This window comes from Cobetia sp. UIB-001 (assembly GCF_044789135.1).
Taxonomy (GTDB): domain Bacteria; phylum Pseudomonadota; class Gammaproteobacteria; order Pseudomonadales; family Halomonadaceae; genus Cobetia; species Cobetia amphilecti.
Genome location: NZ_CP058244.1, coordinates 3107388 through 3131752, shown reverse-complemented (window position 1 = coordinate 3131752; position 24365 = coordinate 3107388). Strand labels below are relative to the sequence as shown.

At 64.4% G+C, this 24365-nt stretch carries 24 protein-coding genes and 2 riboswitches; of the genes, 13 read left to right on the top strand and 11 right to left on the bottom strand.

Translation table 11 applies throughout. From position 1 onward, the window contains the following. The first annotated feature begins 60 nt into the window (after window positions 1–60). The gene (locus tag HA399_RS13085) at window positions 61–927 is read left to right on the top strand and encodes a dienelactone hydrolase family protein (protein ID WP_225347127.1); all 867 of its coding nucleotides are present in this window, start codon (window positions 61–63) and stop codon (window positions 925–927) included. Window positions 928–1137: 210 nt separating this feature from the next. Here HA399_RS13085 and pncB read toward each other — a convergent pair whose 3' ends face one another. Both pncB and HA399_RS13075 read right to left on the bottom strand, forming a co-directional pair. Continuing rightward, entirely contained in the window at window positions 1138–2310 is a 1173-nt protein-coding gene (gene pncB, locus HA399_RS13080) for a nicotinate phosphoribosyltransferase (protein WP_043331412.1), read from the bottom strand. A gap of 159 nt (window positions 2311–2469) precedes the next feature. Beyond that, window positions 2470–2859 carry a DUF4190 domain-containing protein gene (locus tag HA399_RS13075; protein ID WP_404325203.1) on the bottom strand — a complete coding sequence of 130 codons (390 nt, stop codon included), beginning with the start codon at window positions 2857–2859 and terminating at the stop codon, window positions 2470–2472. Between the two features lie 169 nt (window positions 2860–3028). Here HA399_RS13075 and HA399_RS13070 point away from each other — a divergent pair, with 169 nt between their 5' ends. From HA399_RS13070 to HA399_RS13050, 5 genes are all read left to right on the top strand, one after another. Further along, entirely contained in the window at window positions 3029–4270 is a 1242-nt protein-coding gene (locus tag HA399_RS13070) for a GNAT family N-acetyltransferase (RefSeq protein ID WP_404325202.1), read from the top strand. Between the two features lie 129 nt (window positions 4271–4399). Then, window positions 4400–5695: a nuclease-related domain-containing protein gene (locus HA399_RS13065; protein ID WP_404325201.1), complete on the top strand. Its 1296-nt coding sequence runs from the start codon at window positions 4400–4402 to the stop codon at window positions 5693–5695. 467 nt (window positions 5696–6162) lie between these two features. Further along, window positions 6163–6531 carry a phasin family protein gene (locus HA399_RS13060; RefSeq protein ID WP_043331409.1) on the top strand — a complete coding sequence of 123 codons (369 nt, stop codon included), beginning with the start codon at window positions 6163–6165 and terminating at the stop codon, window positions 6529–6531. 320 nt (window positions 6532–6851) lie between these two features. After that, on the top strand, window positions 6852–7358 hold the full coding sequence (locus HA399_RS13055) for a hypothetical protein (RefSeq protein WP_404325200.1): 507 nt from the start codon (window positions 6852–6854) through the stop codon (window positions 7356–7358). Window positions 7359–7445: 87 nt separating this feature from the next. Further along, complete coding sequence (locus tag HA399_RS13050; protein ID WP_043331408.1) at window positions 7446–7724, top strand: peptidylprolyl isomerase; 279 nt, start codon at window positions 7446–7448, stop codon at window positions 7722–7724. A gap of 129 nt (window positions 7725–7853) precedes the next feature. Here the strand turns inward: HA399_RS13050 and thiC are convergent, their stop codons facing one another. The 6 genes from thiC to HA399_RS13020 form a co-directional block, all read right to left on the bottom strand. After that, complete coding sequence (thiC, locus tag HA399_RS13045; RefSeq protein ID WP_404325199.1) at window positions 7854–9863, bottom strand: phosphomethylpyrimidine synthase ThiC; 2010 nt, start codon at window positions 9861–9863, stop codon at window positions 7854–7856. 126 nt (window positions 9864–9989) lie between these two features. Beyond that, window positions 9990–10130: riboswitch (TPP riboswitch) on the bottom strand. A gap of 160 nt (window positions 10131–10290) precedes the next feature. Beyond that, window positions 10291–10950 (bottom strand): thiaminase II, encoded by a 660-nt coding sequence (gene tenA, locus HA399_RS13040; protein ID WP_043331406.1) that lies wholly within the window; start codon window positions 10948–10950, stop codon window positions 10291–10293. A gap of 144 nt (window positions 10951–11094) precedes the next feature. Next, window positions 11095–11221: riboswitch (TPP riboswitch) on the bottom strand. A gap of 130 nt (window positions 11222–11351) precedes the next feature. Continuing rightward, window positions 11352–12053 (bottom strand): TIGR04282 family arsenosugar biosynthesis glycosyltransferase, encoded by a 702-nt coding sequence (locus HA399_RS13035; protein ID WP_404325198.1) that lies wholly within the window; start codon window positions 12051–12053, stop codon window positions 11352–11354. Window positions 12054–12069: 16 nt separating this feature from the next. After that, the gene (locus HA399_RS13030; RefSeq protein ID WP_404325197.1) at window positions 12070–12816 is read right to left on the bottom strand and encodes a TIGR04283 family arsenosugar biosynthesis glycosyltransferase; all 747 of its coding nucleotides are present in this window, start codon (window positions 12814–12816) and stop codon (window positions 12070–12072) included. 507 nt (window positions 12817–13323) lie between these two features. Continuing rightward, window positions 13324–14445: a PQQ-dependent sugar dehydrogenase gene (locus HA399_RS13025; protein ID WP_404325196.1), complete on the bottom strand. Its 1122-nt coding sequence runs from the start codon at window positions 14443–14445 to the stop codon at window positions 13324–13326. Between the two features lie 313 nt (window positions 14446–14758). After that, the gene (locus tag HA399_RS13020; protein WP_404325195.1) at window positions 14759–15793 is read right to left on the bottom strand and encodes a lysophospholipid acyltransferase family protein; all 1035 of its coding nucleotides are present in this window, start codon (window positions 15791–15793) and stop codon (window positions 14759–14761) included. A gap of 331 nt (window positions 15794–16124) precedes the next feature. Between HA399_RS13020 and HA399_RS13015 the strand changes: the two genes are divergently transcribed. After that, window positions 16125–16859, top strand: coding sequence for a class I SAM-dependent methyltransferase (locus tag HA399_RS13015; RefSeq protein WP_404325194.1), 735 nt, complete (start codon window positions 16125–16127; stop codon window positions 16857–16859). Between the two features lie 246 nt (window positions 16860–17105). Beyond that, window positions 17106–18578 carry an MFS transporter gene (locus HA399_RS13010; protein WP_284726620.1) on the top strand — a complete coding sequence of 491 codons (1473 nt, stop codon included), beginning with the start codon at window positions 17106–17108 and terminating at the stop codon, window positions 18576–18578. A 56-nt stretch (window positions 18579–18634) separates the two neighbouring features. Here the strand turns inward: HA399_RS13010 and HA399_RS13005 are convergent, their stop codons facing one another. Then, window positions 18635–19300, bottom strand: coding sequence for a 2OG-Fe(II) oxygenase (locus HA399_RS13005; protein WP_404325193.1), 666 nt, complete (start codon window positions 19298–19300; stop codon window positions 18635–18637). A gap of 203 nt (window positions 19301–19503) precedes the next feature. Beyond that, window positions 19504–20133, bottom strand: coding sequence for a CoA pyrophosphatase (locus HA399_RS13000; protein ID WP_404325192.1), 630 nt, complete (start codon window positions 20131–20133; stop codon window positions 19504–19506). Between the two features lie 142 nt (window positions 20134–20275). Between HA399_RS13000 and HA399_RS12995 the strand changes: the two genes are divergently transcribed. Next, window positions 20276–20860, top strand: coding sequence for an NUDIX hydrolase (locus HA399_RS12995; protein ID WP_054555560.1), 585 nt, complete (start codon window positions 20276–20278; stop codon window positions 20858–20860). 52 nt (window positions 20861–20912) lie between these two features. Here the strand turns inward: HA399_RS12995 and HA399_RS12990 are convergent, their stop codons facing one another. Then, the gene (locus tag HA399_RS12990) at window positions 20913–21224 is read right to left on the bottom strand and encodes an NGG1p interacting factor NIF3 (protein ID WP_153636372.1); all 312 of its coding nucleotides are present in this window, start codon (window positions 21222–21224) and stop codon (window positions 20913–20915) included. 122 nt (window positions 21225–21346) lie between these two features. Here HA399_RS12990 and ftsB point away from each other — a divergent pair, with 122 nt between their 5' ends. The 4 genes from ftsB to truD all read left to right on the top strand — a co-directional run bounded on the left by ftsB (window position 21347) and on the right by truD (window position 24317). Next, entirely contained in the window at window positions 21347–21751 is a 405-nt protein-coding gene (gene ftsB / locus HA399_RS12985; protein WP_225347115.1) for a cell division protein FtsB, read from the top strand. Next, window positions 21748–22557 carry a 2-C-methyl-D-erythritol 4-phosphate cytidylyltransferase gene (locus tag HA399_RS12980; protein ID WP_404325191.1) on the top strand — a complete coding sequence of 270 codons (810 nt, stop codon included), beginning with the start codon at window positions 21748–21750 and terminating at the stop codon, window positions 22555–22557. The genes ftsB and HA399_RS12980 overlap by 4 nt, the downstream gene beginning before the upstream one ends. A 91-nt stretch (window positions 22558–22648) precedes the next feature. Next, window positions 22649–23149, top strand: a complete 501-nt coding sequence (gene ispF, locus HA399_RS12975) for a 2-C-methyl-D-erythritol 2,4-cyclodiphosphate synthase (RefSeq protein ID WP_054555734.1) — start codon at window positions 22649–22651, stop codon at window positions 23147–23149. Continuing rightward, the gene (gene truD, locus HA399_RS12970; RefSeq protein ID WP_404325190.1) at window positions 23142–24317 is read left to right on the top strand and encodes a tRNA pseudouridine(13) synthase TruD; all 1176 of its coding nucleotides are present in this window, start codon (window positions 23142–23144) and stop codon (window positions 24315–24317) included. The genes ispF and truD overlap by 8 nt, the downstream gene beginning before the upstream one ends. The last annotated feature ends 48 nt before the right edge of the window (window positions 24318–24365 follow it).

Genomic DNA, 24365 nt, shown 5'->3' with positions numbered 1-24365 from the left:
CGGTGTCTCGGGTTGTGGATCGCGTCATGCAAGTGGATCACGTCATACAAGGAGTAGGCGATGCGAATGTTACGTGGCTGGTGCGCTGGCACCCTGTTGTTTGCACAGTCGGTATTTTCCGCCGGACAGGCCATGGCCGCCGAGGATGCACCGCTGGTCAATCGTCTCGAGGGGCCGCAGGTGGTGACGGAGACGGTGACCTATCGGGCCAACGGTGAGGAGCACGTAGGCCTGATCGCACGCGATGCCAAGGCGCAGGGGCGCCGTCCCGGTATCCTGCTGGTGCATGAGTGGTGGGGCTTGAACAGCTACGCCCGCAAGCGCGCCGAACAGTTGGCGGGGCTTGGCTACGTGGTCATGGCCGTCGACATGTATGGCGGTGGGCGCACGGCCGAGCACCCCAAGGAGGCCGGTGCCTTCTCCTCTGCGGTGATGAGTGACTGGCCGAAGGCCGAATCCAGCTTCAATTCGGCGCTGGCGGTGCTGCGCTCACGCCCGGAAGTCGATGGCGAGCGCATGGCGGCGATCGGCTACTGCTTCGGCGGTGCCGTGGTGCTCAACATGGCGCTGACCGGAGCGCCGCTCAAGGCGGTCGTCAGCTTCCATGGCAGCCCGTCGATTGCCGTGACGGAGCCCGAGCCGTTTGCCGGCCGGGTCGTGATCCAGAATGGCGCGGCAGATACGCTGGTGGCGCAGGAAGATCTCGACAAGCTGGTCGCGACCTTCCAGTCTCTCGAGACGCGCACCACCCTGATCCAGTACCCGGGCGCCAAGCACGCCTTCACCAATCCGGAATCGGATGCCAAGGCGGCCAAGTACGATCTGCCGCTGGGCTATGACGCGGCCGCGGATTCGGCTTCCTGGCAGGTCATGCTCAACCTGTTCAATGAGGTCTTCAAGACACCGAAGAAGTCCGTCAAGACCTGAGCCGTCAAGGCCTGAGCTGCAAGACCTGAGACGTCGAGACCTGAGCCGTCGTCACCGGTGCTGAAGGTGATCGACATGAAAAAACCCGCCCGGGAAGTTTCCGGGCGGGTTTTTTCATGGGGCTTTTTCTAGCAGCTGTTTCATGAGCCTGTTTCAAGGTCTCTGGCAGGAGGCAATGGCAAGGCGTTCAGCGATCGCTGAGCGCACGCTTCAATCCAGTTCCTTGAGCGACAGCACCTGGTGCGCCAGGCGAATCATGTCGGGGTCGCCGGTGTGTTTGCTCGAGACGTCCGACAGCTTGATCACCGGCACCCACTCCTGACCTTCGGGGCGGGCTTCGGTCATCTTGATCACCATGTTCATCGGTTGCGGGCCGACATCATTGGTGAAGTTGGTGCCGATGCCGAATGACATGCCGATACGCCCGGCACAATAGCGCACGATGCGATCGACCTTGTCGGTGTCCAGGCCATCGGAGAACACGATGGTCTTGGTCTTGGGGTCGATCCCCAGTGACTCATAGTGGCGGATGGTGGTCTCGGCGAAGTCGATGGGGTCACCACTGTCGTGGCGCACGCCGTCAAACAGCTTGGCGAACTTCTTGTCGAAGCTCTTGAAGAAGGCCTGGCTGGTGAAGGTGTCAGACAGGGCGATCCCCAGGTCACCGCGATAGACCTTGACCCAGTTCTCCAGCGCCAGAATGTTGGCCATCTTGAAGCCGAAGCGCGCGGCATGAAACATGAACCACTCATGGGCGTGCGTGCCGATCGGCTTGATGCCGTGGCGCTGCGCCATGTGCACGTTGCTGGTGCCGATGAAGCAGCCGCGGCCGTGGTCCTTGAGACCCGCGACCACCTTGTCGTGCACATCGTAGGAGTGCCGACGACGAGTGCCGAATTCCGCCACGCGGATGCCGAGTCGCTTGTAGTGCTCGATCTTGGCCAGGGTGCTGTCGCGCAGGGCCTGATCGCTGTCGCGTTGATCTCCGCCCAGTTGATACCAGAGCTCGCTGATCATCGCCATCAGCGGGACTTCCCACAGGATGGTGCGATACCAGTAGCCTTCGATATGCACTTCCAGCTCATCACCGGTCTGGGTGATGGTGATTTCGGAGGGGTCGAAGCGGAAGCCCGCCAGGAAGTCGCGGTAGGTCGGGTCCAGGAAGGGGCAGTGAAGCTCGAGGAAGGATTTCTCTTCCACGCTCAATGCCAGTTCGGCCATGTTGTCTACCGCGATGCGCAAGGCCTCGCCGAACCCCGGCGGGAACGAATGCTCGCCACGGTTGATGAAGGCGTAGCGAGCACGCGCATACGGAAACAGTTTCACCACGGCGTTCTGCATGGTGAACTTGTAGAAATCATTATCGAGAATCGAGTACAACATCGAGGCTCGCTCAGTATCAAGGCGGCTCGGGGGAACCGGAATCGCTGGCAGGGCAGGCGCTGCGAGAGGCAGGCATGCCCCGCTGGCACGGGGAAGCAATGTCGACGCATTATCCGTGCAGGCGCGCTGCACGTTCAAGCGGGAGTGCCCAGGCGCTGGTCAGGTGCTGAAGGCCATGATGCCGAACATGGTCAGCATCATGCCACCGAACATCAGCAGGCCGGCCAGCGACAGGGCGATCAGCAGATAGCCAAGAATCAGCCCGGCCAGGGCCCAGCTGTCACCGGCTTCGCCACTGCGGCGGATCTGGCTGCGCGCAATGTGGCCACACACGACGCCGCCGAGTGCCGCAGGCGCGAGCAGGCAGCCCAGCACGCTCAGGGCAAAGGCGGCCACTGCCATGAGATTTGTGCTGGCGTGGGTGTCCTGTGCGGGCGGGGTCGGCGCATAGGGGCCTTGAGAGGGCCCTTGCGAGGACTCTTGAGCGCGCCCCTGGGGCTGTGAGCCGCTCGTGGACGTGTCGTCGCGCGGCGTGGGAGTCTCTGTCATGTGGGTCTCGTTGTCCTGCATCATGACGACACACTAGCATGTCCTGGGATGTGCGGCATGTCTGCACCAGCGGTGGGCATGGCAAGACTATGAGGAGAGTACGGTGACAGGGCAATGGCAGGCAGAGGATGAGGCTGCGACAGGGTCGGCAACAGGCCAGCAACAGGCTGTGAGCGCCGCAGATGCCGCAGAGAAGCAGGGCTGGCGCCTGGAGGTGCTGGATTCCCTCGACGCACTCACCGCCAGTGAATGGAATGCGCTGGCAGGCGATGACTATCCCTTTCTGCAGCATGCCTATCTGAGCGCGCTGGAAAGCTGCGGTGCGGCTAGCGCCGCCAGTGGTTGGCATCCTGCCCATCTGGTAGTGCGAGACGCCGATGGCCGCTTGCTGGCGGGGCTGCTGCGCTATCTCAAGCTGCACTCGCGTGGCGAATATGTGTTCGACCAGCAGTGGGCGGAGGCCCTGGAGCAGGCCGGTGGGCGCTATTATCCCAAGCAGTTGACTGCCGTGCCGTTCACTCCCAGCGATGGCCCACGCCTTGTCACCTCGTCGCAGTTGACGTCGCCCGCAGCCCGGCGTGCCTTGCTTGAGTGGTTGTGGCCGCATCTCAAGGCCGGCATCGCGCCCGCGGCTGAGCCGGGTAGCGCGCTGCGTCGTTATGAGCACAGCGGGTTTCATCTGCTGTTTGTCTCGGCACAGGAGCGGCAGGACTGGCAGGCGGCGATTCCGGAGCTGATTTCGCGTCCCGGGATGCAATATCACTGGCAGTCACGCGGCGAGCCGGACTTTGCCACCTGGCTTGAGAGTCTGCGCTCCAAACGGCGCAAGGAGATCCGGCGCGAGCGGCGCAAGGTCGCCGAGCAAGGCTTCTCGCTGGCCAGGCTCGAGGGGGCGCAGATTGGCCCTGACGACATCGAGGCCTTCTACCGCTGCTACTGCATGACCTATCTCGAGCGCGGTCAGCGCCCTTATCTGCCGCTCGATTTCTTCCAGCAGCTCAGGCGCAGCATGCCCGAGCGGTTGCTGCTGGTGCAGGCGCGTGATGAGCAGGGCGCGCCGGTGGCGGCAGCCTTGTGTCTGATCGGCAGTGATTGCCTGTATGGTCGTTGGTGGGGCAGCGAAGTGCATGCCGACTGTCTGCACTTCGAGGTCTGCTATTACCAGGGGCTCGAATTCTGCCTGCAGCGAGGACTCAAGCGCTTCGATCCCGGCACCCAGGGTGAGCACAAGATCAGCCGCGGTTTCGCGGCGTATGCCACCGGGTCGCTGCATTGGCTGATGCATCCCGGGCTTCAGGAGGCGGTGGCAGAGGCGGTCGAGGAGGAGGCACGCTGGCTCAGCAAGGCGCGTCAGCAGGTGACGGCAATGCTGCCTTACCGGGAGGCCGCGCCTCAGACAGCGCAGGAGTGATGATCCTCAGTCTCCATCACTGTCATCCGCTATCCGCTGGCGGATTCTCCCGCGGAGTCAGAGGCAAGAAAGATTGTGAATAGAGCACTACACTGAGTTATATATGAATGCTCTAATCCAGAGGCGCCCATGCTGATCAAGGACTGCGATTCACGGGAATACGACCTGCTGGTGCTCGAGGTGCTGGCGCAGGATGCTGCGCTTGCCGCGCCCGAGCGCCACAAGGTGCTGGAGGCCCTGCGTGCGATACGTGCCCGTCAGGCGCGTCGCCGTGCGCTGGCAAGCCAGCTGGATGCCTTGTTGGGGACGCGGGATGATTGGGTCGTGCTGCATGATGTGCGGCTGGCGCAGGCAGAGGGCGTGATCGAGATCGATCACCTGCTGATCAACAGCCTCATGCAGGTCTGGGTGCTGGATGCCTCCTGTTTTGATCTGACGCTCTCGATCACTCCCTTCGGTGAGCTGTTGGCCCATGGCGGACGAGTCTCTGAGGGTGGCGAGACACCCTCAGGCGAAGATGGCGTCATGGCACATGCCGTGACGCCGTGTCCCTTGCAGACGATCCCTGAGCGTAGCCGCGCCATCGTGCAATGGCTGGAGGCCTCCTCGTTGTTGCCTGTGCGCCTTGGGATGACGCTGCAGCCGCAATTGCGCTATCGCATCGTGGTGGCCGATGCGGCTCAGGTCAGTCGGCCGCCGGAAGATATCGTCGACAGTCGTGCGCTGCTGTCCTTCGCGCGCCTCAAGCGTCAGTGCCTGCAGGTGAGCGGCAAGACCGCTTACGTGACACGGCTGCGCAGTTTTACCCACCGCCTCGATCAGCGCCGCCTGCGCCAGCTGGGGCGCGCCATCGCGACCCAGCATGTGGCCCCCAATACGGATTGGGTGGCGGAGCTGGGCCTGGCCGCTGGCACGCGCGCGACGGATGGCGACGCTGCCACTCAGGTATCCCCGCTGGCCTATCTATGGCAACCGCCGCTATCGCCTGAAGAGCTGGCGCGGGCTTCAGGCGATAGCGCTGCCATGGCGGCAGAGTCCGATGACATGGAAGGGGCGCCGGACGACACGACGCTGGCGGTCCAGCGTGGCGTGACATCTACGGCTGCCCTGAAACGGCAGTGCGGTTTTGGGGGCCGAGGGCTGCAGGCCGCGCATTGGCAGCCCGGGCACCAGACTCTGGATCAGGGCAGCCAGGAAGGCCCCGCTAGCCCGCAGGCGGCAGGCGAGCAGCAGGGGGCTGCGGCCGACAATCAGCAGGGCGCGTCTTCCGCCCAGTCGCAGGATGAGGAAGGCTTGCCGCGCTGCCAGGGCTGTCGGCGATGGCTTTCCACCCAGAGTGTCGACTTCTGTCGCCAGGCAGATCAGGCACGTGCGCTGGGCGGGCGCCTGCTCTGCAAACGCTGTCGCGACGCCTCATGCCTGTGAGGCAGCAGCGCGGCGCTCTCCTCAAGTTCAGCCTTTCAACTTCAGGCTTCTGTTCCAGCCCTCTATCCTCCCAGCCCTATGGCCCAGCACTTTGGCTCAGCACTTTGGCCCAGGCTGGCGTTCCAGGGCGTGGTGCAGGGCGTGTCGGGGCCCCAAGGCGTCAATTTTCTTTTCGGCTTCTGATTGTTTTTCTCCAGTGTAATCAAGCAACTGCATCAACCATGGCGTACAGACCAGTCGTTGCGATGTTTTTGATGTTGCAGTGCAACAAAGACTGTCTTATGCTGCGTTGCAGCGAGGATGGAACCTGGTCGATAGCACTATCTGACCGCGACGGCTTGATAGTGACGGCTTGATAATGATGGCTCGGTCACTACGGTGCACCAGCCCGGTTCAGTCCTGATAACCGAACGGAGCAACGCTCCGGTTCATTTCAGCGTGATGCCAATACCCTGGAGGGTGCCTACATGTTCAATGCCAACTTCGAGAAGTCCGCTCAGCAGTTCGACGATATGTTCCTGTCTCCGCTGCGTGCGTTCAGCGCCCTGAGCATCGATTACAGCGAGAAGCTGATCGGCGCACAGATGGAACTGACCAAGTCCTATGCTGATGCTTCCCTGACCCAGGCGCGTTCCATGCTCGAGATCAAGGACAGCGAAGGTCTGAAGAACTTCGTCAAGGAGCAGCAGGAAACCGTCAAGACTCTGGGCGAGAAGCTGCAGAACGACACCCAGAAAGTGGTCGAGCTGAACCAGGAATACGCCAAGAAAGGTCAGGAACTGGCAGAAAGCAACGCCAAGTCCGCCTCCGAGGCCATGCAGAAAGTCGCCAAGTAAGCGACTGCTGCCGACGCTCTCAGGCGAGCGTCCCCAACGCCCACTCGGTCTTCCGGGTGGGCGTTCGCGTGTCTGGGGTACTGAATCTGATTACTCGTTGCTGGAGAGGGAAGCGTTGGCATCATCCCCTTGAGCGTTAAGGCAATGATGCCGGTGTACGGGTAATGTCGCAGGGAGCGCGCCGGCGCTGTCAGTCGGCGTTATCAGTCTCGTCATGAGGCAGCGCTATCAGGTCATGTCACCGCAAGTGACGGTCAGGGATGATCGAGCAAGGCTCCCCGGCGGCATATGCCGGGAGGCATCAACACAAGGAGTGTGTGATGAATTCTGTCAGTGCGGCATTGGCAGCGTTAATGGATGCGGTCTCGGGCTTGAGTGGGCAATTCGGTGAGGGTGTCGCCTCGCATCTGACGACGACAGCAGGGCTTCAGCGCGAGCATGTCGAGACCCGCTATCAAGGGCAGGTGATCGATTTCGATACCCTGCATTGGCGTGTTCTCAATGACTCGGTGTGTGCCAACAAGCGCCAGAATGCCATGGCCCATACCCGTTGCAGTCAGGCAGCCAGCAAGATGTTTGCCTCGACGTGCCGGGAAATGACCAGCAATCCTCCGACTCTGCCTTCGCAGCGTTACAACAGTACGCGGCGCATGGTATGCAATGCCGCGGTCAGTTACCGGCCCAGTGTCGGCAACATCCAGTGGGCGGAAACATCTGCTGCCGATGAATTGGCCGAGGCGGAATGCAACGCTGCCACGGCGGCACTGCTCGGCAGCAATGATCTCGATGCCATCCAGTATCAGCGCCGGGTCTGTGCAGGACGCTAGCGGCGAGCGCTGCCTTGGGCCACAATGACCTGCCACGCCGCCGGTGATTGCCGGCAGCATTTATTCGATCAGTGACAGGTGATAGACATGGCACAGGCCACAGCGCGTCATATTCTCGTTTCCAGCGAAGAACAGTGTGCAGCTCTCAAGACCGAAATCGAGAACGGCCGCGATTTCGCTGATGCCGCTCGCGAGCACTCCTCCTGCCCGTCCGGCCGCAGTGGCGGCGACCTGGGCGCCTTCGGCCCGGGCATGATGGTCAAGGAATTCGACGAAGTCGTGTTCAGCGCCCCGATCAACACGGTTCAGGGCCCGGTGAAGACCCAGTTCGGTTATCACCTGCTGGAAGTCACCAGCCGCACGTGAGCCTTCTGTCACGCTCATGAGATGTCATGAGCGTTTGGCAGGACGTGACGAAAACGCCCCGACCATCATTGGTCGGGGCGTTTTTCGTGTCGCTCGGAAAGTCAGCCTTCCTGTACGTCAGGCGCTTGGCTAGACCTCCTGATAGAGCTGGCTGCCTTCACGCTTGAACTTGTCGGCCTGCTCCTGCATGCCGGCCATCACGCTGTCGGCATCGCCGGTCAGGCCATGTTCGTTGGCGTAATCACGCACTTCCTGGGTGATCTTCATCGAGCAGAACTTCGGCCCGCACATGGAGCAGAAGTGGGCGACCTTGGCCGAGTCCTTGGGCAGCGTCTCGTCGTGGAAGCTGCGCGCGGTGTCCGGGTCCAGGCCCAGATTGAACTGGTCTTCCCAGCGGAACTCGAAGCGCGCCTTGGAGAGCGCATTGTCACGGCGCTGAGCGCCCGGGTGACCCTTGGCCAGATCGGCGGCATGCGCGGCGATCTTGTAGGTGATGATGCCGGTCTTGACGTCGTCCTTGTTGGGCAGGCCCAGGTGCTCCTTGGGGGTCACGTAGCAGAGCATGGCGCAGCCGAACCAGCCGATCATCGCGGCGCCGATGCCGGAGGTGATGTGGTCGTAGCCCGGGGCGATGTCGGTGGTCAGCGGGCCGAGGGTGTAGAAGGGCGCCTCGTCACACTCGCTGAGCTGCTTGTCCATGTTCTCCTTGATCAGGTGCATCGGCACGTGACCCGGGCCTTCGATCATGACCTGGACATCGTGCTGCCAGGCGATCTTCGTCAACTCGCCGAGCGTCTCGAGCTCACCGAACTGGGCGGCGTCATTGGCATCGGCCACCGAGCCCGGGCGCAGGCCATCGCCCAGTGACAGGCTGATGTCGTAGGCCTTGCAGATCTCGCAGATGTCCTCGAAGTGGCGATAGAGGAAGCTTTCCTCGTGATGCGCCAGACACCACTTGGCCATGATCGAGCCGCCGCGCGAGACGATGCCGGTCACGCGGCTGGCGGTCAGCGGCACATAGCGCAGCAGGACGCCGGCGTGGATGGTGAAGTAGTCGACGCCTTGCTCGGCCTGCTCGATCAGCGTGTCGCGGAAGATCTCCCAATCGAGGTTCTCGGCCACGCCATCGACCTTCTCCAGCGCCTGATAGATCGGCACCGTGCCGATGGGCACGGGAGAGTTGCGCAGAATCCATTCACGGGTCTCGTGGATGTTGGCGCCGGTCGAGAGATCCATCACGGTGTCGGAACCCCAGCGGATCGCCCAGGTCATCTTGTCGACCTCTTCCTCGATGGAGGAGGTGACTGCCGAGTTGCCCAGGTTGCCGTTGACCTTCACCAGGAAGTTGCGGCCGATGATCATCGGCTCGCTTTCCGGGTGATTGATGTTGGCGGGAATGATGGCGCGGCCGCGTGCGACTTCCTCACGCACGAATTCGGCGGTGATCTCGTCGGGCAGGTTGGCGCCGAAGCTGTGGCCCGGGTGCTGGTGGCCCAGAATGCTCTCGACGGATTCGCTGCCCTGATATTCCTCACGCAGCGCGATACGACGCTGATTCTCGCGAATCGCGATGTATTCCATTTCCGGCGTGATGATGCCCTGGCGCGCATAGTGCAGCTGGGTGACATTCTTGCCCGGCAGGGCACGACGCGGGCGGTGGTCCAGCTCGAAGCGCAGGGACGACAGGCGTAGGTCGGCCTGGCGCACGCGGCCATATTCACTGCTCAGCTGATTGAGCTGTTCGGTATCACCGCGCTCCTCGATCCACTTCTCGCGCAGCGGCGCCAGACCCCGGCGGATGTCGATCTCGACCGCCGGATCGGTGTAGGGGCCGGAGGTATCGTAGACGACGATCGGCGGGTTCTCTTCCAGACCGCTGGAGGTCTGGGTCGGCGAGCAGCCGATCTCGCGCATGGGCACGCGGATGTCCGGACGGGAGCCTTCGATATAGATCTTGCGCGAGCCGCTCAGCGGCGCGATGGCGGCGGCGTCGACCTGTGCTTCGCTGGCGAGATGGCGGCTGCCATCCTTGCGACCGGCACGCGCGCGTGCCTTGGGGGCAGCCTCAGGCTGCGAGGCGAGCGGTGACTCGGCGGCGTTGGTGGCTTGCGGGTCTTGTGTCGTCGGGGCAGTGCTCATGCAGGTCTCCTCAAAGGGCGACGTCACGGCTGACGTCATCATGGGAAGACCGTGCGCAGGGAGAGGATGGTCGTCGCCGACTCCTTGCCAGCAGGTGGCCCGGGAGCGAGGCGGCCGCGCGTAGCGGCTGGCCATCAGCTTGATTCCTACGCCGGTCCTAACCGGTTCAGGTTCCACGGGACCCCTTGCTGGCAAGCTCGCACGTCAGGGCGGCGAAGCATGCATGCAGGATCTCAGCCGGTTCCACCGGCACCCCGTCAAGCGTGTGCAGATTTCAATGCGAGAGTGTGTTGCCCGAAGCGTCAGGCTTGCCCCGGGGAGTATTCTCGCATCCAGGCTCTGTTGGCCTGTCAGTCGTGCCATCCATGAGGGATGGCGTCGTCTCGAGCGGCTCATGGCGAGCGCCGGGACGTCAGTCTGTCATGACTCAAGCGCGATCGAGGCCCATCTGCCAGAAGTCGATCTCGAGTCGCGTGGCGTCCCGGAAGACATCGACCAGTTCACCCAGTCGACGCTCCGAGACCTCCGAGAGACGTGCATCCAGCCATTCACGTTCGGCTTCGACGGCTTCCTTGAAGTCATCGCTGGAGTACATCGCGATCCAGTCCGCATATGGGTTGTTCTCGATCTCGGTGGTGTCCTGATCGAGCAGCCACTCGGCGATCTCGCCGTAGCCGATCAGGCAGGGCGCGAGCGCCACGTGCAGATCGAGCAGGTCGCCGCGCTGGCCGCAATCGAGCACGTAACGGGTATAGGCCAGAGTGGCGCGGGATTCCGGCAGCTCGCTCAGGTCATCTTCGCTGATGCCCCATTCGCTGCAGTAGCCGATATGCAGATCGAGCTCGGTATTGAGGATGGTGTCGAGACTGGCCGTGGCCTGACGCAGCTCCGCGAGAGTGCGGCTCTTGTAGGCGGCCAGCGCCCAGGCGCGCGCGAAGTGGATCAGGAACAGGTAGTCCTGCTGCAGGTAATGGCGAAAGGACTCCTCCGGCAGACGACCTTCGCCCAGCTGGCGAACGAAGTCGTGCTCGAGATAGTCACGCCATTCCTCGGCGCAGGCACTGGTCAGGTCGTTGAAACTAGGCATGACGCATCCCTCGGTGAGCGTGCTGACGACCCGTGATGGGGCGGCAGGTCTCTGGCGCAAGCGTGGCCAGTACCGGAACAGGAGCAGGGGAAAAGCGGGGGAGGTGCCGACAGTCACCGTGAGAGTGGTGACGATATCGAGTGGCATCGCTTCGCGCTTGATCCCTACGCCGGTACTAGCCGGATCAGGTTCGGCGGGATCGTCATTCACGCAAGAACATCGCCTGCGCATGACATCTCAGCCGGTCTTACCGGCACCCCGTCAAGCTGTGACATATGAGTCACGATGCAGCGAGTGTAACAGCCCTGCGGCGCAGAAGAAGGGCAGTGTGAGCAAAAATGCATACGACTTTGGGAGGCATGCCGAACCTGTGAAGAGCCTCAAGCGGGTTCATGAAAGCCTCAAGCGGCAAGGTCGGCCATGAGCGCCGGCAGGTGGCGCGACAGGCGCGCAAGGTCTCGTGGCTCATCGACATCCCAGCTGATCGGCAGGCAAGCGGCCGTTCTCCCGGCCTGTGCCAGCAGCTCTAAAGTGTCCCTGCAGACGTGGGTATGACTCCAGCGGGGCAGCAGGAAGGCTTGCGGGCAGGGCGCTTTGAGGCCGATCAAGCCATAGCCGCCATCGTCGGTGGGCTGCAGCACCGCGTCGTGAGTGCGCAGTCTGTGGGCTGCCTCGCGCAGGCGCTGGCTGTCCAGCGCCGGCAGGTCGGAGCCCATCAGCAACACCGGCCCCTCGGGCAGATGTCGAGCCATGGCCCGGGACATTCGCTCACCGAGCTCCCCCTGCGGCTGTGTCTCGAAGGTGAGGTCGGCAGAGGTGTCGACAACGCTTCGCAGCCGGGCTTCCAGCGCTGCCCGCAGAGCCGCCTGTTCAGGTGCCTGACCCGACGGCTCGGCAGCGGGCGTCAGCATCACCACGACCTTGCCGAGGCGCGCGGCGCAGGCGTGCTCAACGATATGGCTCAGCATCCGCGCATAGAGTCGAGCTGCGCCCTCGGGGCCGAGTGCGGGGATCAGGCGTGTCTTGCAGTGGCCGGCGATGGGCAGGCGACCGAAGATGATGAGAGTCGGGCGCACCTCTGGCGCGGCATCAGCTGTGGGCAAGGTAGGCAACGCCGTATCACGCATGGGGCATGCCGCGCTGCTCACAGGCCTGCGCCGCGGCGCGATAGCCGTAAAGGCGTGCCAGGCGTGCAGGGGAGACGCCACACCAGGCCGCCAGCCGCAGTCCCCACATCTTGACGATGGTGCGCCAGACGCCGTGGGTCTCCCAGCGTCGACCGCTGGTCGTGACGCGCGCGGTCAGGTTCATTGGCGGGGTCAGATGCTTGAGCTGGCCACTCAGCCAGATATCTTCCATCAATGGCATGTCGGCAAAGCCGCCGATGGCCTCGAAGGTCGAGCGCTGCACGAACTGGGTCTGGTCGCCCGTGCTGATGCTGGTCAGCCGCGAGCGTAGATTCATCATGGCGGCGATCATCGGTAACCACGGCGACTCGCCCTTGATGCTGACATCGAAGCGGCCCCAGTCGCTGCGGCGATGCGTCGTGACGGCCTCCTTGAGCAATGCCAGCGCATTGTCGGGCAAGTCGGTATCGGCATGCAGAAACAGCAGCCATTCTCCGCGTGCACGTGCGGCTCCGGCATTCATCTGGCGTGCCCGGCCCGGCTCACTGTTCAGCACGACATCACACAGCGGTCGGGCCAGTGAGGGGGTGCCATCCGTAGAGCCACCATCCACCACGATCACTTCACAGTCACCCCCCGCGCGCAGGCGACTCAGGGCAATCAGGGTTTGCACGATGCCGGCTGCCTCGTCATGCACCGGCATCACGATGCTCAGCCAGGGAGCGCGCGTCAGGTGCATGCATGTGCTCGACAGGGAGTCCCGGTTGGCGGGCGTCCGTGATGCTGGGGGTGGCTGCTGGTTCATGGCGGCAGGCTCCGACGATGGCGTATTCGTTGGATCATACGCAGGAGTTCGTAGGCTGGATGCACGAGCGAGAGACGCTCTCTCAACGCGTCATCGCTCATTAAACGCTTGGCGTCGACCCAGTGTCGCTCCATGGCCACACAATGCCTAGATGGCCATTGGGTGCACGCGAGGGCACAGGACTACATTTCTGTAATTCGAAGGCGGGGCATGCAAGGCAGGTTTTCAGAATCTGTAGCAGGCAAGCGCTGCATTCATCGGCCCTATCCATAGGCCCTGTCCATAGGCCCTCTGCCAAGCAGCTCCTGGAAAGAGAGCCTGGAGAGAGTGCTTGGAGAAGAGGGCCTGGAGAGAGGGCTTGGAGAGAGGGCTTGGAGAGCGCGCGTGACTAAGGGCCAGGGCCTCGCTTCTCAAAAGCCCGTTCTGCTGGAGGTCAGGTCATCAATCGAAGGTGAGGCGATAGAGGCCAGCCGCGCCGCTATCCGAGGTGAAGTACAGGCTGCCATCAGGGCCGAACAGGACATCGAGCGGGCGAATCCAGCGCTGACCGCTGCTGCTGTCCTGCAAACCGGTCAGCACTGGCACCAAGCGTGCTTCAGTGTCTGGCGTCGCCAGCTTGAGGCCCAGCAGGCGAGGCTCACGGCGGCTGGCCGGGTCACCCGCGGCGTTGCCGGAGGGCGCCGTGCCCCAGCTGCCGTGGACGGCCACCACGACATCCATGTCTGCAGCCAATGGATGCTTTGGCGGTACTACCGCGATTCCCATCGGCGCACTGCGAGCGGGGATCTCGGCCAGCGGCGCTGCAATCTCGTCACGCTCGCGCGGTGAATCGCTCGTGATGCAGTCATCCGCCTGCCAGCGGCCATCGACCCACTGATACCAGGGCATGCCATGGAAGCTGCCTTCGCGGGCAGCAACCACCAGCTCGCGAGGATGTTCATAGCCCCAGTGGTCGGGGCCGTTGTTGGTGGCCAGCAGACGCGGCTCATCTTTCCTACCTGGCTGCCAGACGAGGCCCACTGGATTGCGCAGCCCGCTGGCCCAGGGCTGCCAGTGCGGCGCATCGCCGGATTCCTCAAGGCGCAGCACGCCACCGCGGCGTTCACTGAAGGAGTAGCCCTGCTCGCTGCCTGCGAGGTATTGATTCGAGCAATTGCCCTGGATGCCCAGCGCCAGATAGAGGCCACCATCAGGCCCGAGACTCAAGCTGCGCGAGTTGTGGCCACCGCCGCCGGGCAGGGCGATCAGCTCACGAAAGTCATTGCGGGTGAGAGATTCGCCGGGTGAATAGTCGGCGACCAGCAAGGCGGCAGTGGTCGCGACATAGAGCTTGTCACCGCGCACCACCAGCGAGTGAGGGTAGCCCGACAGTTCGACCAACGTCTTCACGGCAGAGAGGTTGCCGTCCGGCGTCAGCTGAGCGCGATAGACACGCTCGGCCCGCGAGCCGATCAGCAGCTCGCCAGCATCAGTGAGATGCAGCATGCGTGGACTGTCGAGCGAGGCCAGCCGCTCGAGCGTGGCGCCCTCAGGCAGCTTGAGCGCTGGGGCATCGCTGGGCACTTGCTGAGCGCTCACCAACGACAGTGAGGAAGGGGCCTCTGTCTCTGCCTGGGCTGGCAGAGACAATGCGAGACAGGCCGCCGCGGCACTTGCGACCAGGTGTGTCGCCACTCTTGTTGCCAACCTTGTCGCCAAGCCTGTCATCAGGTGTGCCGGCAGGCGTGTCGATATCGCCCGGGACAAGGAGGGGCGCCGGGGCGATGCGCCACTTGTGAGGTGAGCGGCGTGAGTCTCGATCGGCATCCTTCCCTCCTGTCATTGAGCCATGCGCATTCAGTCTGGGAGCTGATGGCCTGATCCGCCAGTGCTGCCCTCAGCCGCGCTTGCTGGCCTTGCGGCGATGCTTGAAGTAGCGGCGCCAGCCCTTGAGCGAGAAGAAGGAGTAGGTGCGCGCATAGAAGCGGGATTCCTGCCAGCCCGGTTGTTGCTCCATTTCCTGCGGGCTCTTGCGCCAGCGCTTGTATTCCCACTGATACTGGGCCGGTGCCAAGGCGATCGCCGCTTCCACCGAGGCATTCACCCCGCGTGCCGAGGCGACTTCCTCTTCGCAATAGACACCCTCATCCGCAGCGAGGAAGTGGATGGCGAAGCCATGGCCATCTTCCAGCCGCTGGGCGACACCGGTGACGACGCGCGCATCGGTTCTCGCCACCAGCTTGGGCAGCAGGGTGGCGGTATAGGCGGGGCGGCCATAGAAGTCGGCGAAGACGCCGCTGCCACGGCCCGGCTCCTGATCCGGCAGTATGCCGATCGCTTCGGCGCGCTTGAGTGCCTTGAGCAAGGCAGCCACGCCGCGCGAGTTGGTGGGCACCAGGCTCGCGCCCATGCGTTCACGACCATTGCGGATGATCGGGTCGAGGCGCTCGAACTTGGGCGGCTCGTACATGGCGGTGAACGGGAAGTGGCTGGAGAGCCAGAAATTGAGCACTTCCCAGTTGCCGAAGTGCGGCGCCAGCACGATGACACCGCGCCCCTCGGCGCGCGCCTCGTCGAGCAGGTTGCGGCCGTGGACCTCGAGAATCGAATCGCGCACGGCGTCTTCATCGCCCAGCCACACCTTGCCCAGTTCCAGCATGGTGGCGGTGGAATGCGCGAGGCTGTCGCTTGCCAGACGCGCGCGCGCCTGGCTGTCGAGCTGCGGGAAGGCCTGGCCCAGATTCTGGCGCGTGACCCGGCGCTCACGGGGGTTGCACAGCTGCACCAGGCGCGCCAACGGGCGCGCCAGCCACCAGAGCTGGCGGGTGCTGAGCCCGGACAGTCGTTGCCACAGACAGGCCACGGAGTTGGCCTTGAGAGGAGTCAGGCGCTGTTCCATGGCCTGTTCGAACCGCTTGAGAGTCTTGTCCATCGTCACACGTGAAGTTCCGGTGGTCTGGCGTGAAAGATCGCGCCTGTCTGACGCGAAGGCAGGCGCCGTGACATCGTCAGGTGTCGCGGTGCCGCACTCGAATGATGCTCATTGTGCCAGAGGGGGGCGGTGCCTGCAGGCTCCATCGTGGCAGGCGCAAGACACTGGCGCGGGGTATCATTCAGCACTCAGACAGTCGCCACCTTCGATACGTTCACCTGCTGCGGAATTGCCCGTGCCGCCGCGGTATCGCGCGTGGCGCCGAGTTGTCATCGCCAGCCGTGTGGTGACGTCGACCCTCATCGCCAGTGTCCCTTGCCGCGGAGCCCTGATGTCAGCCCCTGATTCCCCCGTTCCCTATCCGCCTGCGGATACTGTCTGCCCGCTGTGTGAGGCGTCCCAGAGCCAGCATGTACTGCGCCTGGTACAGCGGCGCAGGCCGTGCCCCGACACCGGTCAGCGCCCGCCCGCCGACGAGCGCGATTACCTGCGCTGCCCGGAATGTCATCTGCTGTATCTGGCGCCGTCCCAGCGCCTGGATGCCAGGGCAGAGCAGGACATCTACGACCAGCACGAGAATGACCCGGCAGACCCGCGCTATCGAAGCTTCCTGGCCAAGCTCTTCACGCCGATGTGCGAGCGGCTCGCGGCCGGTGCCAGCGGGCTCGATTTCGGCTGTGGGCCGGGGCCTGCCCTGGCGCAGATGTTCGAGGAGGCGGGCCATCCGATGGCGCTGCACGACCTCTATTATCATCCGAATCCGGCAGCGCTCACCCGCCAGCATGACTTCATCGTCAGCACCGAGGTGATCGAGCATCTCTACGCGCCGGGCGAGGTCTTCCGCCAGTGGTTGCGCTGCCTCAAGCCCGGCGGCCTGCTGGGGGTGATGACGCAGCCCGCCTCGGATGATCCGGAGGCGCTCAGGCGCTGGCACTACCTGCGTGACCCGACACATGTGTGCCTGTTCAGCCCGGCGACCTTTGCCTGGCTTGCGCGCACGCACGGACTCGAGCTTGAGCAGGTCGCCAACGACAGCGTCATCTTCCGCGTGCCCCAACCCGCCTGACAAGGGCGCGGGGCAGGGCATGGATAAGGTGCGGGACAGGGCATGGATAGAGCGCAGGAAAGCGCGCAGCGACACCCAAGACGATATTGTCGCCAAATGACGCAAAAAGGCTTGGATTTGGCGCGGACTGTCACTATATTGCCCGCGCCTTGACGTATTCTCGCAGGGCAAATTCCCCCTCCCGACGATATCCGCACCTTGCGGCATTGGCTGATCGCTGACTGGCGGCCGGCCGAGGATCTGGTCATGCCCCGTCATCTGCTGTTGATGTCCCTTGCGCCCCTGCTCGGCCTTGCCTTGCTGGGGATCGGTAACGCCATGCTGACCTCGCTGGTCCCGTTGCGGCTGTCTGCCGCCGGCGTCTCGAGCGAGGCGATCGGCCTGATCAGCTCGGCCTACTATCTGGGCCTCGGGCTCGGCGCGCTGGTCAACGACCGCCTGCTGCTGCGCATCGGCCATATCCGCGCCTATGCCGGCTTCGCCTCGCTGGTGGCGGTCGCGGCACTGGCCATGGGGCTGGGCGACCACCCGGTGGTGTGGTTCCTGCTGCGCATGATGATCGGCTGGTCGCTGGTCGGGGTGTATCTGGTCATCGAAAGCTGGCTGCTGAGCGCCGCCGACCCCGCCGTGCGCGGGCGTCTGCTGGCGCTCTACATGATCGTGCTTTACGGCGCGGGGGTGCTCGGTCAGCTGCTGCTGGGCGTGACCGCCATGCTGAGCCTCGAGGCGGCCTTCATGCTGGTGGCGATGCTGGCGGCGGCCTCGGTATTGCCGCTGGTGCTGCTGCCGCGCGTCTCGCCGCTGATCGAACAGTCCGAACCCCTGAGCCCGTGGCGCCTGATTCGCATCACGCCGACGGGCGTGTTCGGCTGTCTGGCCTCGGGGCTGGTGGTGGCGGTCATCTACAGCCTGCTGCCTCTGGCGCTGGGCGATGGCGGCACCCTGAGCACCGCGGAGATCGGTCAGCGCATGGCGCTGGTGATTCTCGGCGGCATGCTGCTGCAGTACCCCATCGGCCGCTGGTCTGACAGCCACGATCGCCAGCAGGTGCTGATCATCCTGTCGATCGCCATCGTCGGCTTCGCCGCCTTGCTGATGGGGCCGGCGCGCGAGGGTATCGCTCAGCTGACGGTGCTGTTCCTGCTCGGCGGTGCCGCCTTCACGCTCTATCCGGTGGCGGTCAGTCATGCCGCCGACCGTGCGCCCGCCGGTGCCCTGGTGCGCATGAGTCAGGGCCTGCTGTTGATCAACGCGGTGGGGTCGACCCTGTCACCGCCGGCGGTATCGCTGCCGATGGCCGAGATGGGCGCGATGCCCGGCATGGCGCTGAGTCTGGCGGTGATGGGCGGCGGCATGCTGCTCTTCTTCGTCTGGCGACGCGTGATGCGTCCGGCGCCGCAGCCGTTGGCGCCCTTCGAGACCCATGCCCCGCAGACACCGCTGGGCACCGAGCTTGCGGTCGGGCCTGAACTGGTCGAGGCCGCCGAGGAGCACCTGCGTGACGCCGAGGCCGATGACCCGCTGGTCGAGGTCACGCGTGAGCTGGTCGCTGACATGCCGGAGCTGATCACGGATGCCTCGCTGGACAGCCTCGAGGAGATCGAGGTCAAGGAGGAGCAGGCGCTGCACGACGAGCAGGCCCTGAATGACGAGCAAGCATTGCAGGACGCGCAGCGCCAAGTACCGCCACGCGATGACGCGCCGCTGGCGCGCGACTGAGGGCCGCTGGCGCGGTGCTGTCCAGACCTGTCTGGCCGGGCCTTCCCGCCCGGGAATCAGCGCGCGGGATCGACCAGGTTGCCCTGTGAGCTGTTGCGCCGGAACCAGCCGGTGACACTGGCGCGCGCCTGATGCGTCGGCAGCACCTCATGGGGGATCTGCTCGGAAAGGAAGCACACGAAGGTGCCGGCCTCCGGGGTGACACGGGCCATTTCGCGGCTGTCATCCTCGGGGTCGTAGAGCACTATCTCGCCGCCGCCATCGCGCGGCCAGTCCTCATTGAGATAGAGCACGCTGGAGATCAGGCGATTGCCGCGGCCGCGAAAGCTGTCGAGATGCTTCTTGTAGAAGCTGCCGACCGGATAGTGGGCGAAATGGGCCTCATACTCGAACAGCCCCAGATAGAGGGCACGGTTGAGCTCATCCTTGAGCACGTTCATCGCTTCCAGATAGGCGCGCTGGGCACGCGAATTGCGGTCCAGCCAGCGAATCGCGTCGCCGCGGATGTCCGGGCGCAGATCATGCTCGCGCCCGCGCCCGATACCTGCCGCCGTCAATTGCTGCCGCGTCTCAAGCTCGGTCAGTTCGTCATTGAGCTGACCGATGACCTGTCGCGGCAGGAAGTCGGGGCGCACGCTGTAGCCATGCTCGACCAGTTCATCGATCAGCAGGTTGAGTGCGACAGGGTCCAGCAGTGGGGCGGGTGTGGGTGCAGCGGGCATCAGGCGCTCCGAACGGGAAGTGGCATGGCATCGTGGGCGAGGAGTTATAGTCCAGTGCCATTGTCGGTGCAATATCGTCGGGGCAATGGCAACGGGGCGATGCCATCAGGACGATGACATCCGGGCCATGGCGAGCCGCTCGGCGGGAACGCACCTTATCTGGTGCAAAAGCTCAGTAACTCAGGAGCTCAGGGTCTTGAGCTTCAGGGCCGAGGCGGTACGGGGCGCGGCGGCAGATGGCGTAGCGGGGCACCAGGCGGTGGCGCTGCCTTTAAGCTCACGGCACGGCCGAAGCCGATGGCCATCAGTTCGACCAGCATCATCGAGGACAGCCCCCACAGCACCTGGTCGGCCACGCGATAGCTGGGCACGTACCAGGTCTCGTCACCGACGGTGATCACATCGGTATGCTCGCGCTCGTCCTTGAGCAACATGCTCAGCGGCATCTCGAAGATCTGCTCGATCTCGCCGGGGTCTGCGCGCAGCGGCAGGTCGGCGGGAATGCGCCCGACAAAGGGCGTGACGCGCATGCCGTGCAGGGAAATCACGTCGCTCAGCTGGCCGAAGACCTCCACGGCGCTGGGCGGCAGCGCGACCTCTTCCTCGGCTTCGCGCAGCGCGGTGGCCAACAGATTGCTATCATCGGGTTCGGCCTTGCCGCCGGGGAAGGCCACCTGGCCGGGGTGCTGGCTGAGATGGCTGGCACGCCGCGTGAGCAGCAGCGTCGGTTCGGGACGATCGATCAGCGCGATCAGGACGGCGGCGCGTGGCAGCTGGTGGTCGGTCGCAAGGGGTTGATGTGCTTGCAGGCGTTGGCGCAGGGCTTCTAGCATGTCGTTTCCTCGTAGGCATTCATCATGTGGCGCGAGGGTCCTGGCGGTCAAGGCGACTGCCATGCCGCTGGGCCCACCGCGCAGCGAGGAAGCGGGGACGGGATGTCACTGAAGGGCGCCTTGAGATTTCATGGGAGAGCGAATGAATTATTGCAGTCACTGTGGTGAAACGGTGCGTCTGGCAGTGCCGCAGGGCGATGATCGTCTGCGCTACCTGTGTGATAGCTGCGGCACCATCCATTATCAGAATCCGCGCATCATCGCGGGCACCCTGCCGGTGCGGGACGGCAAGGTGCTGCTTTGTCGGCGTGCCATCGAGCCACGGCTGGGGTACTGGACCCTGCCGGCCGGCTTCATGGAGAACGCCGAGACCACCAGCGACGCCGCTGCCCGCGAGACGCGGGAAGAAGCCGGCGCCGAGGTCAAGCTGCAGGGGCTCTATACGTTGATCGACCTGCCGCACATCAATCAGGTCTACATGCTGTTTCGGGCCGAGCTGATCAGCGACTACTCGGCGGGCGTCGAGAGCCTCGAGGTGGCGCTGTTCGCCGAGGAGGAGGTCCCCTGGCAGTCGCTGGCCTTCCCGACCATGGAAGTGACGCTGCGCCGCTACTTCGAGGACCGCCGCCACGGCGAGGGTGACGAGCATTTCCCGCTGCATCTCGAGCAGATCGACCTGGAAACCCGTGAGCACTTCTTTAACACCACCTTCCTGCCCGCGAGCTAGATCGTCTGGCCATTGCTGACCTCGCGTGCCTCGCTCTTCGGGGTGCGCGGGGTCAGAACGTTTCCAGTCGCCAGCAGTCGAAGGCGACTTCTTCATAGGGATGGGCCTCGCGCAGCGCCGCCACGGCAGCGGCGATGAGCGAATCGTCACATACCAGCTCTATCTTCAGTTCGGCGACGCGCTCCAGCGTGCCGCAGGTCCCGATATGCGGATTGGCGCTGGCCAGTGGCCGAAACTGGCCGGTGCCGCGTGTCTCGAAGCAGCAGGCCTCGTAGTCGCCGATGCGCCCTGCACCGGTGGCAAAGACGGCTTCCTTGACGTGTTCGGCGTCATTCTCCGGGACGAAGAACGCAAGCTTGTACATCGGATGACTCCTGGCAGAAGGGTGAGAGGGCGCTGTCATCAGGTGGCCCTGATCGACAGGGGGCGTCAAGCGTGGCAACGGATGCTGGCAGTGCCTGCGTCACGCTCCCGGATGATGGCATAATGCGCGCTGCAACGGCCAAGGACATCGCCATGCTCAAATGGATCAATATCTCACTGCTGCTGCTGCTGGCACTGCTCCAGTATCGGCTGTGGTGGGGCGAAAATGGCATCACCGAATTATTCGATATTCGCGCACGCGTGCAGCAGCTTTCCAAGGAAGATGCGGTGCTGGACAACCGCAATCAGCGACTCGGTGCGGAAGTGGTCGACCTCAAGAATGGCCTGGCGGCCATCGAGGAGCGTGCACGCAATGACCTCGGCATGGTGCGCAAGGACGAGCAGTTTCTGTGGGTGCCCAATGTCGCGGTGCCGGAACGCAAGGCGCCATCACCCGATGAAGTGGCGGACGGTGCGCTGGAGGGCAAGGGCCTGGAAGGCGGGCTGCCCAAGGTGATCACGCCATGATGCCGACAGACGCCTCGCGCGAGCCCCGTCTGTGGTATCTGGTGCCGGCCGCCGGCGTTGGCAGCCGCATGCAGGCCGACCGCCCCAAGCAGTATCTGGAGCTGTCGCCCGGCGGCTGCGTGCTGGAGGCGACGCTGGCGACACTCAAGCGCGCGCTGCCCGAGGCAGGACTCTGTCTGGTGCTGGGCGCCGATGATGGCTATTTCTCGCCGTCGATGGTGCCGTGGCAGGACTGGCTGCGCGCCGATGGCGGCAGCGAGCGTGCCGACAGCGTGCTGGCGGGCCTGGATTGCCTGAGCCGCCACGCCCATGACGATGACCTCGTGCTGGTGCACGATGTCGCGCGTCCCTGCGTTCGCGAAGCCGATATCCATGCGCTGGTCGCGACCGCTCGCCGCAGTGCCGATGGTGCCATCCTGGCGGCCCCCGCCAGCGACACCATGAAGCGTGCCGCCCCGGTCGGAGACTCCCGCCCGCATAGCGATGGCGGTGGCGATGGCGGTGGCAATGAAGAGCGTGCGCCGAGCATCGCGCACACCGAATCCCGCGTCGGCCTGTGGCATGCCTTCACGCCGCAGGCCTTCCCGCTGGGCCTGTTGCGACGGGCGCTGCGTGAAGCGCTTGGGGAGAACCCCGCGCTCATCACGGATGAGGCCTCGGCACTGGAGGCCTGTGGCCGTGCCCCCGTGCTGGTCGCCGCCGCCCGCGACAATCTCAAGATCACCCATCCGGAAGACCTCGCCATGGCGCGCCTGCTGCTTGCCGCGCGTGAGGCGCTTCCCGATAGCCCCCGGACGTCTGCCTGACATGACTGAGCAATCTGCAACACCCGCTGCTGCCACTTCCTCTGCGCAATCCGCGACCTCTCCTCAGCCGGCTGGCCATGTGCCGATGGCCCTGCGCATCGGCCACGGCTTCGATGTGCATCGCTTCGGCGATGGCGATCACCTCATGATCGGTGGCGTGAAGATCGCCTACGAGCATGGCTTCGTGGCGCACTCCGACGGTGACGTGCTGCTGCATGCGCTGTGCGATGCGCTGCTCGGCGCCTGTGGCATGGGCGATATCGGCAAGCATTTCCCGGACACCGACAGCGAGTGGTCCGGCGCCGATAGCCGTGGCCTGCTGCGCCACGTGATCGGGCTGGTCAATGCCGCCGGTTTCGGGGTCGGCAATGTCGATCTCACCGTGATGGCGCAGGCGCCGAAGATGGCGCCGCACATCCAGGCGATGCGGGAAGTGATCGCCGAAGATCTGCGCGTGCCGCTGGCGGTCGTCAACGTCAAGGCCACCACCACCGAGCGGCTCGGCTTCACCGGTCGCAAGGAAGGTATCGCTGCCGAGGCGGTGGTGCTGCTGGGCGCGCTGCCGACCGCGGGCGGAGCCGAGCATGTCTGAAGTGAATGACATGTCTGAGTTGCCCGAGGCGGATGCACTGTTTGCCGAGGCGCTGACGGCGCTGGACGCCGCGGGCAGCGAGGCGTGGGTCAAGGAAGCTGAATTGATGCAGCGCTGGCCGCATGCGCATGGCGGCCCGCTGGGAGCCGGCGACTTCCGCCACACGCCCGAGGACTTCCGGGTCACCGAGCTGATGGACTTCGTGCCTGAAGGCCACGGCGAGCATCAGTGGCTGTGGGTCGAGAAACGCGGCCTGACCACCGATGAGCTGTGCCGTGAACTGGCCAGCCTGTGTGAGGTCGCGCCACGTGATATCGGCGTGGCCGGTCTCAAGGACAAGCAGGCGATCACCCAGCAGTGGGTCTCCGTGTGGTTGCCGGGGCGTGAAGCGCCGCAGGATCTCAGCGATGCGCTGGCCGAGAAGGGCGTCCGCGTGCTGGCCAGCGTGCGTCATCCGCGCAAGCTCAAGCGTGGCGTGCATCGCGGCAACCGCTTCGCGCTGCGTGTCAGTGGTGAGGCCGTCGCGCATCCCGAGTTCGAGGCGCGCTGGCAGACGCTGATACGTGATGGTGTGCCCAACTATTTCGGGCCGCAGCGTTTCGGCCATCAGGGACATAATCTCGGCCGGGCACGTGCCGTGCTGGTGCGTGGCTGGCGCAAGCGCGATGACCGCAGCGGCATGCTGCTGTCGACCGCGCGCAGCTTCCTGTTCAACGAGGTGCTGGCCGCGCGCCTCAAGGCGCATTGCTGGGCGACGGCGTTGAGCGGTGAGGTGTTTGCGCTCAATGGGACGGGCTCGCGCTTCGTCACCGATGGCAGCGAGTCGGCCGAGACGCTGGCGCAGCGCCTGGCGAGTGGCGATATTCATCCCACTGGCCCGCTGTGGGGCACCGGGCGTGCGGAGGCTCATGCTCAGGTCGCCCAGCTCGAGCAGGTCCTGGCCACGCGTTGGCCGCAGCTGTGCGAGGGGCTCGAGAAGGCCGGCGTCAAGGCGGAGCGTCGTCCGCTGCGCCTGATGCCCGGCAAGCCGCGTCTGGAGTGGGATATCACGCCAGAGCAGGCAAAAACCGAAGGTGGCGAGGCCAGTGTCTGGCTGCACTTTGATCTGCCGCGTGGCAGCTTCGCGACGGGCCTGTTGCGTGAGCTGATCGCCCACCCGCTGCTGTAGTGCCGTCAGGCGACATGACGGCTATCCGATGATTCGCAAAGGAGTGAG

Excerpts from the sequence above, each read along its gene's own strand:
- HA399_RS13085 (WP_225347127.1), top strand. The coding sequence starts at position 61 with ATGCGAATGTTACGTGGCTGGTGCGCTGGCACCCTGTTGTTTGCACAG.
- pncB (WP_043331412.1), bottom strand. The coding sequence starts at position 2,310 with ATGTTGTACTCGATTCTCGATAATGATTTCTACAAGTTCACCATGCAG.
- HA399_RS13075 (WP_404325203.1), bottom strand. The coding sequence starts at position 2,859 with ATGACAGAGACTCCCACGCCGCGCGACGACACGTCCACGAGCGGCTCA.
- HA399_RS13065 (WP_404325201.1), top strand. The coding sequence starts at position 4,400 with ATGCTGATCAAGGACTGCGATTCACGGGAATACGACCTGCTGGTGCTC.
- HA399_RS13060 (WP_043331409.1), top strand. The coding sequence starts at position 6,163 with ATGTTCAATGCCAACTTCGAGAAGTCCGCTCAGCAGTTCGACGATATG.
- HA399_RS13055 (WP_404325200.1), top strand. The coding sequence starts at position 6,852 with ATGAATTCTGTCAGTGCGGCATTGGCAGCGTTAATGGATGCGGTCTCG.
- HA399_RS13050 (WP_043331408.1), top strand. The coding sequence starts at position 7,446 with ATGGCACAGGCCACAGCGCGTCATATTCTCGTTTCCAGCGAAGAACAG.
- thiC (WP_404325199.1), bottom strand. The coding sequence starts at position 9,863 with ATGAGCACTGCCCCGACGACACAAGACCCGCAAGCCACCAACGCCGCC.
- tenA (WP_043331406.1), bottom strand. The coding sequence starts at position 10,950 with ATGCCTAGTTTCAACGACCTGACCAGTGCCTGCGCCGAGGAATGGCGT.
- HA399_RS13030 (WP_404325197.1), bottom strand. The coding sequence starts at position 12,816 with ATGCACCTGACGCGCGCTCCCTGGCTGAGCATCGTGATGCCGGTGCAT.
- HA399_RS13020 (WP_404325195.1), bottom strand. The coding sequence starts at position 15,793 with ATGGACAAGACTCTCAAGCGGTTCGAACAGGCCATGGAACAGCGCCTG.
- HA399_RS13015 (WP_404325194.1), top strand. The coding sequence starts at position 16,125 with ATGTCAGCCCCTGATTCCCCCGTTCCCTATCCGCCTGCGGATACTGTC.
- HA399_RS13010 (WP_284726620.1), top strand. The coding sequence starts at position 17,106 with ATGCCCCGTCATCTGCTGTTGATGTCCCTTGCGCCCCTGCTCGGCCTT.
- HA399_RS13005 (WP_404325193.1), bottom strand. The coding sequence starts at position 19,300 with ATGCCCGCTGCACCCACACCCGCCCCACTGCTGGACCCTGTCGCACTC.
- HA399_RS13000 (WP_404325192.1), bottom strand. The coding sequence starts at position 20,133 with ATGCTAGAAGCCCTGCGCCAACGCCTGCAAGCACATCAACCCCTTGCG.
- HA399_RS12995 (WP_054555560.1), top strand. The coding sequence starts at position 20,276 with ATGAATTATTGCAGTCACTGTGGTGAAACGGTGCGTCTGGCAGTGCCG.
- HA399_RS12990 (WP_153636372.1), bottom strand. The coding sequence starts at position 21,224 with ATGTACAAGCTTGCGTTCTTCGTCCCGGAGAATGACGCCGAACACGTC.
- ftsB (WP_225347115.1), top strand. The coding sequence starts at position 21,347 with ATGCGCGCTGCAACGGCCAAGGACATCGCCATGCTCAAATGGATCAAT.
- HA399_RS12980 (WP_404325191.1), top strand. The coding sequence starts at position 21,748 with ATGATGCCGACAGACGCCTCGCGCGAGCCCCGTCTGTGGTATCTGGTG.
- truD (WP_404325190.1), top strand. The coding sequence starts at position 23,142 with ATGTCTGAAGTGAATGACATGTCTGAGTTGCCCGAGGCGGATGCACTG.